Origin of the sequence: Halorubrum sp. CBA1125, from assembly GCF_009742825.1 — an archaeon.
In the GTDB taxonomy this organism is placed as follows: Archaea; Halobacteriota; Halobacteria; order Halobacteriales; family Haloferacaceae; genus Halorubrum.
Genome location: NZ_WPCE01000202.1, coordinates 1 through 4,900 on the forward strand (window position 1 = coordinate 1; position 4,900 = coordinate 4,900).

Annotated in this window: 5 protein-coding genes and 1 pseudogene; 2 read left to right on the forward strand and 4 right to left on the reverse strand. The window is 70.3% G+C overall.

Annotation, left to right across the window (positions count from 1 at the left end; genetic code table 11):
- Positions 1-115: 115 nt before the first annotated feature.
- The 4 genes and pseudogenes from GJ633_RS13925 to GJ633_RS13940 all read right to left on the reverse strand — a co-directional run bounded on the left by GJ633_RS13925 (position 116) and on the right by GJ633_RS13940 (position 3,197).
- The gene (locus tag GJ633_RS13925) at positions 116-718 is read right to left on the reverse strand and encodes a CDP-alcohol phosphatidyltransferase family protein (RefSeq protein WP_156589299.1); all 603 of its coding nucleotides are present in this window, start codon (positions 716-718) and stop codon (positions 116-118) included.
- A gap of 25 nt (positions 719-743) precedes the next feature.
- Complete coding sequence (locus GJ633_RS13930) at positions 744-1,307, reverse strand: adenylate kinase family protein (RefSeq protein WP_197431352.1); 564 nt, start codon at positions 1,305-1,307, stop codon at positions 744-746.
- Positions 1,304-2,397, reverse strand: a pseudogene (gene hisC, locus GJ633_RS13935) (histidinol-phosphate transaminase). Before hisC ends, GJ633_RS13930 begins: the two are co-directional and overlap by 4 nt.
- Positions 2,398-2,453: 56 nt before the next feature.
- Positions 2,454-3,197, reverse strand: coding sequence for a fumarylacetoacetate hydrolase family protein (locus GJ633_RS13940; protein WP_156589300.1), 744 nt, complete (start codon positions 3,195-3,197; stop codon positions 2,454-2,456).
- A 197-nt stretch (positions 3,198-3,394) separates the two neighbouring features.
- On the opposite strand from GJ633_RS13940, the gene GJ633_RS13945 reads away from it, so the two are divergent.
- Together GJ633_RS13945 and GJ633_RS13950 are read left to right on the forward strand one after the other, a co-directional pair.
- A complete protein-coding gene (locus GJ633_RS13945) occupies positions 3,395-4,117 on the forward strand; it encodes a metal-dependent hydrolase (RefSeq protein ID WP_156589301.1) in 723 nt (240 codons plus the stop codon).
- A gap of 130 nt (positions 4,118-4,247) precedes the next feature.
- A complete protein-coding gene (locus tag GJ633_RS13950) occupies positions 4,248-4,646 on the forward strand; it encodes an OsmC family protein (protein ID WP_156589302.1) in 399 nt (132 codons plus the stop codon).
- Positions 4,647-4,900: the final 254 nt, after the last annotated feature.

Sequence of the window (4,900 nt, forward strand, 5' to 3'; positions counted from 1 at the left end):
TCGCGTGCGCTGTCGCGCCCCGCTCACCGGAGCGCGCCACCTCGTTTTGGGGGGGTCACCCGGCAGGGGGGAGATCACGGCAGTCAGGAGGGGAGCACGGAGCGGGGCGGGCGCCTCACAGGTCGGACCACGCGCCGAGGAACCGCTGGAGCGCGGTCAGGTGGCCGACCACGGCGAACAGGACGAGGAGGAGCCCGACGACGTTCTGTCCGACGACGAGCGGCGACGGGTAGACCGCGGCGACGAGCCCGGTCGCCCCCATCAGCGCGAGCCGGTCGGCGCGTCCGAGCACCCCCCCGTACTCGCGGCCGATGCCGACCGCCTGGATCTGCGTGCCGAGGTACGAGGTCATCAGGACGCCGGTGACGGCGGCGAATCCGAGCGCGTACGCGCCGATTCCGGCGGTGAATCCCGCGAGGATCGCGATGTCGGCGTAGCGGTCGAGCACGTGGTCGAGGAAGTCGCCGCCGTCCGAGGCGACCGACAGCCGCCGCGCGAGCGCGCCGTCGACGAGGTCGAACCAGCCGTTGAGGAACACGCAGAGCGCGCCGAGCACGTAGAAGCGCGGCTCGCCGGCCGCGAACGCGACGCCCGCGGCGACCGCGAGCCCGAACGCGAGCACGCTGACCTGGTCGGGCGAGAGCCCGAGCTTGGCGGCAGCGGTCACCCACGGCCGGAGCAGCCGGTTCGCGGTCGACCGGTAGCGATCGAGCGTCATTCTCGATCCGTACCTCGCGGCCGACTCATAAGTACTCCATGAAGTCGACGGTGCCCGCGCTCGGCTCGCGCTCCCCCTCGATCGCCTCCCGTATCGCGTCGGCGACCGCCGGCGGATCGAGGTCCGTCGTGTCGATCTCGTAGACGCTCTCGGCGCCGTGCTCGGCGACCGCCTCCGAGAGGATCACGTCGAGCGCCTCGCTCTCGGCGTTCTCGACCGCGGTCGCTTCCGGCTCGCCGCGCTCGCGGAGCCGTCGCTCGACCGTCTCGGGGTGACAGCGCAACACCACGACGCGGTCGACGTCGAACCGGTGCGCGAGGTGCGAGTCGAGCACGCCGGACCAGTCGCCGAGCGCCTCGGCGATCGCGTCGAGGTCGGCGACGAGCGTGTCGCGGTCGGGGTCGCGCTCCGTCCAGAGGTCGTCGTCGGCCGTGATCCGGTCGTTGAGGTGGATCACGTCGTACGCGTCCGCGAGCAACGACGTCGCCGTCGTCTTTCCGGTGCCGGGAGTGCCGGTGACCGCGACGCGCTCGGGACCGCTCGGGGCGTCCGCGTCCTCACCGTCCGAGCCGGCGTCGCCGTCGCTCACGCTCGAACACCGAGCCCGAGGTCGGCGAGCGCGTCGTTGACGCGGGCGACCGCCTCGCGCGTCTGCTCGCGCGTGCCGGTCGAGATCCGGACGTGCTCCGGGAGCCCGAACGAGGTGCAGTCCCGGAGGATCACGCCGCGCTCCTGGGCGGCCTCGGCGACGCGCTCGGCATCGCCGACGTCCGCGAGCACGAAGTTGCCGGCGGACTCGACGGTGGGCGCGTCGAGTTCCTCCCGGATGTACTCGCGGGCCCACCGGGCCGTCTCGACCGCGTCAGCGACGTGATCCTCGTCGTCGAGGGCGGCGAGCGCGGCCCGACAGGCGAGCTCGTTCGCGGCGAACGGCGTGTTCACCCGGGCGTACGCGTCGCCCCACGCCTCGGGGACGACGCCGTACCCGATCCGGAGCCCGGCGAGCCCGTACGCCTTCGAGAATGTCCGGAGGACCGCCACGTCGTCGCGTTCGGCGACGAGCGGCACCGCGCTGTCCACCTCCGCGAACTCGCCGTAGGCTCGTCGACGACGACCAGCGTCTCCTCGGCGGTCGCGTCCGCGATCGCGCGGACCTCCTCCAGCGACACCGTCGAACCCGTCGGGTTGTGCGGCGACGTGAGGTAGACGATCCGCTCGCCCCCGTAGGCGGTCAGGACCGTCTCGGCGTCCTGCGTGAACCCGTCGGCCGCCGAGAGCGCGTACTCGTTCGCTTCGCCGTGGTGGTACCGCGCCGACATCCCGTAGTAGGCGAACCCCGGTGTCGGGACGAGCACCGCGTCGCCGGGTTCCAAGAACGCCCGCGAGAGGTAGTCGATCGAACCGTCGGCGCCCGCGGAGAGCCACACCTGCGAGGGGTCGACGTCCCATGTCGACGCGATCTTCGCGGTGAGGTCGGTGTGTGCAGACTTCGGGTAGGCGTTCACTCGGTCGGCGTGCGCGCGGATCGCCTCGACGGCGGCCGGGCTCGGCCCGTGGGGGTTCTCGTTCGAGGAGAGCTTGATCAGGTCGTCGGGGTCCATCCCGCGCTCGCGGGCGACCTCCTCTACGCCCCGTCCGGGCACGTACGTCGAGTGATCGGAGAGATCCCGTGGTTCCATGCGGACTCTTCCGGGCGCGCCGGTCTTAAGGGTGGCCGAACGGCCGCGAAGGGTCGTTACGGGACCGCCACGTCGTGTTCGAGCGTACCGACGCCCTCGACTTCGATCTCGACGGTGTCGCCGTCGGAGAGCGGTCCGACGCCCTCGGGCGTCCCGGTCGCGATCACGTCGCCCGGTTCGAGCGTGAGGTACGTCGTGATCTCTTCGATCAGCGCCGGGACGTCGAACGCGAGGTGCGAGCGGTCGCTCGACTGCTTGGTCTCGCCGTTCACGCGCAGTTCGACGCTCGCGTCGTCCGGGACCTCGTCGGGCGTCGCCAGCACCGGACCGAGCGGGGCGGCGTTGTCGAATGCCTTCCCGCGCACCCAGTTCTGTTCGCGGCGCTGGTCGTCGCGGTTCGAGACGTCGTTCATGCAGGTGAACCCGGCGACCACGTCCATCGCGTCGGCCGCGTCGACGTCCTTGCACTGCTCGCCGATCGCCACGGCGATCTCCGCCTCCCAGTCGATCCGGTCTTTCCCCTCGGGAACGGTGACCGTCTTGCCGTGGCTCGACAGCGCGTTCGGGGGCTTCAAAAACAGCAGGGGGCGGTCCGGCATCTCGTTGTCGAACTCCTCGGCGTGTGCCACGTAGTTCCGGCCGATACAGACGATCTTCTCCGGATCCACCGGCGGGAGCACGTCGATGGCCGGATCGTCGAACGCGTACTCGTCACCGCCGAAGGCGACGGTGTCGGCCTCGGGATCGTAGGTGCCTTCGCGGATCGAACCGGCCGGGTCGCGAAACCGTGCGTGGTGCATGGGTGGTGGACGGCGGAGGACGTGTTAATAGTTGTCAGTCGTCCCTTCGAGTCGGCCTTCGGTGGCACGTCGGAGACGGTCACCGAGCACCGAGCACCGACGAGGTTCGGCGGCGGACGACGCCGCGACTCGGCCGCGGAAGACGGGTCCGTGGTGTCGAGTTTTATTAGTGCTCGTCGAGATGTACCGGACGAACCATGGAACTCACCTGGCACGGCCACTCGACGTGGCACGTCGTCGTCGACGACACGGAGCTGCTCATCGACCCGCACTTCGACAACCCGAAGACCGACGTCGACCCCGAGGAGCTGGATCCCGACTACCTCCTCCTGACGCACGGCCACGCGGACCACATCTCCGACGCGGACCGCTACGAGGGGGCGACGGTCGTGGCGACCCCCGAACTCGTGGGCTACGTCCAGGACAACTTCGGCCACGACAGCGCCGTCGGCGGCATGGGGATGAACATCGGCGGCACCGTCGAGTGCGGCGACGCGTGGGTGACGATGGTGCGCGCGGACCACTCCAACGGGATCGAGACGGGCTACGGCACGTCTGCCGGGATGCCGACCGGCTTCGTCATCGGCGACAAGAAGCCGACCCAGGAGTCGGACCCCGACTGCACGACCTTCTACCACGCCGGCGACACCGGGCTGATGTCCGAGATGGTCGACGTGATCGCGCCGTACCTCGAGCCCGACGCCGCCGCGCTCCCGGCCGGCGACCACTTCACGATGGGGCCCGCCGGCGCCGGCATCGCCGCCGACTGGGTGGGCGCCGACGTCGTCTTCCCGATGCACTACGACACGTTCCCGCCGATCGAGATCGACGCGCGGGAGTTCGTCAACGAGGTGAAGGCGGCGGGCGCCGCGGCCGAGCCCGTCGTCCTCGAAGGCGACGAGACCTACACGCTGGAGTAGCGACCGCCGTCCGGGGACGGTTCCGCCCCGCGACGCAGAGGAGGTTCGATTTTGACCCGGCCGCGGCTCCCCGGCGAGTCGTCGCGTGACGGCAACCTTTATTCGCGGGAGTACGAATCGGGAATCGATCATGGCAGACATCGAAACCTCCACGGTTTCCGAGGAAGGGTACGCCAGCACGAGTCAGGTCGGCGACTTCGACCTGCAGATCGACGCGACCGACGAGACGGGGCCGAACCCGAACGCCGCGCTCGTCGCGACGTACGCCTCCTGTTACATCCCCGCGTTCCGCGTGGGGGGGAGCCAGCGCGGCGAAGACGACCTCGGCAAGATACAGATCGACGCGAGCGCCGATCTCGACGAGGACGACGACCTGGAGTCGATCGTCTTCGATGTCCACGTCGAGGCCGACCTCGACGACGAGACGGCCGCGGACGTCGCCGAACGCGGCGAGGAGATCTGTCACGTCCACAGCGCACTGCGCGACGAGCTCCACGCCGACATCAGCGTCTACCCGAACGCGTTCTGAACCGACCCGTCGCCGGACCCGGATTCAGGGACGGTCGACGCCGGTGAACGCGAATTCCGCCCCGTCGAGGTCGCTGTCGGTCACCGCTATCTCCCAGCCGTGCGGCTCGGCGATTCGCTCGACGAGCGCGCGTCGGAATCGACGAACACCTTACCCCGGATACCGCGGCCAACCGGGACATGCGACCGCGAGACGATCCGGCGAGGCGGTCACCCGCGGGACGCCCGCGCGGCCGGCCAGCAGACGCCGCGGGG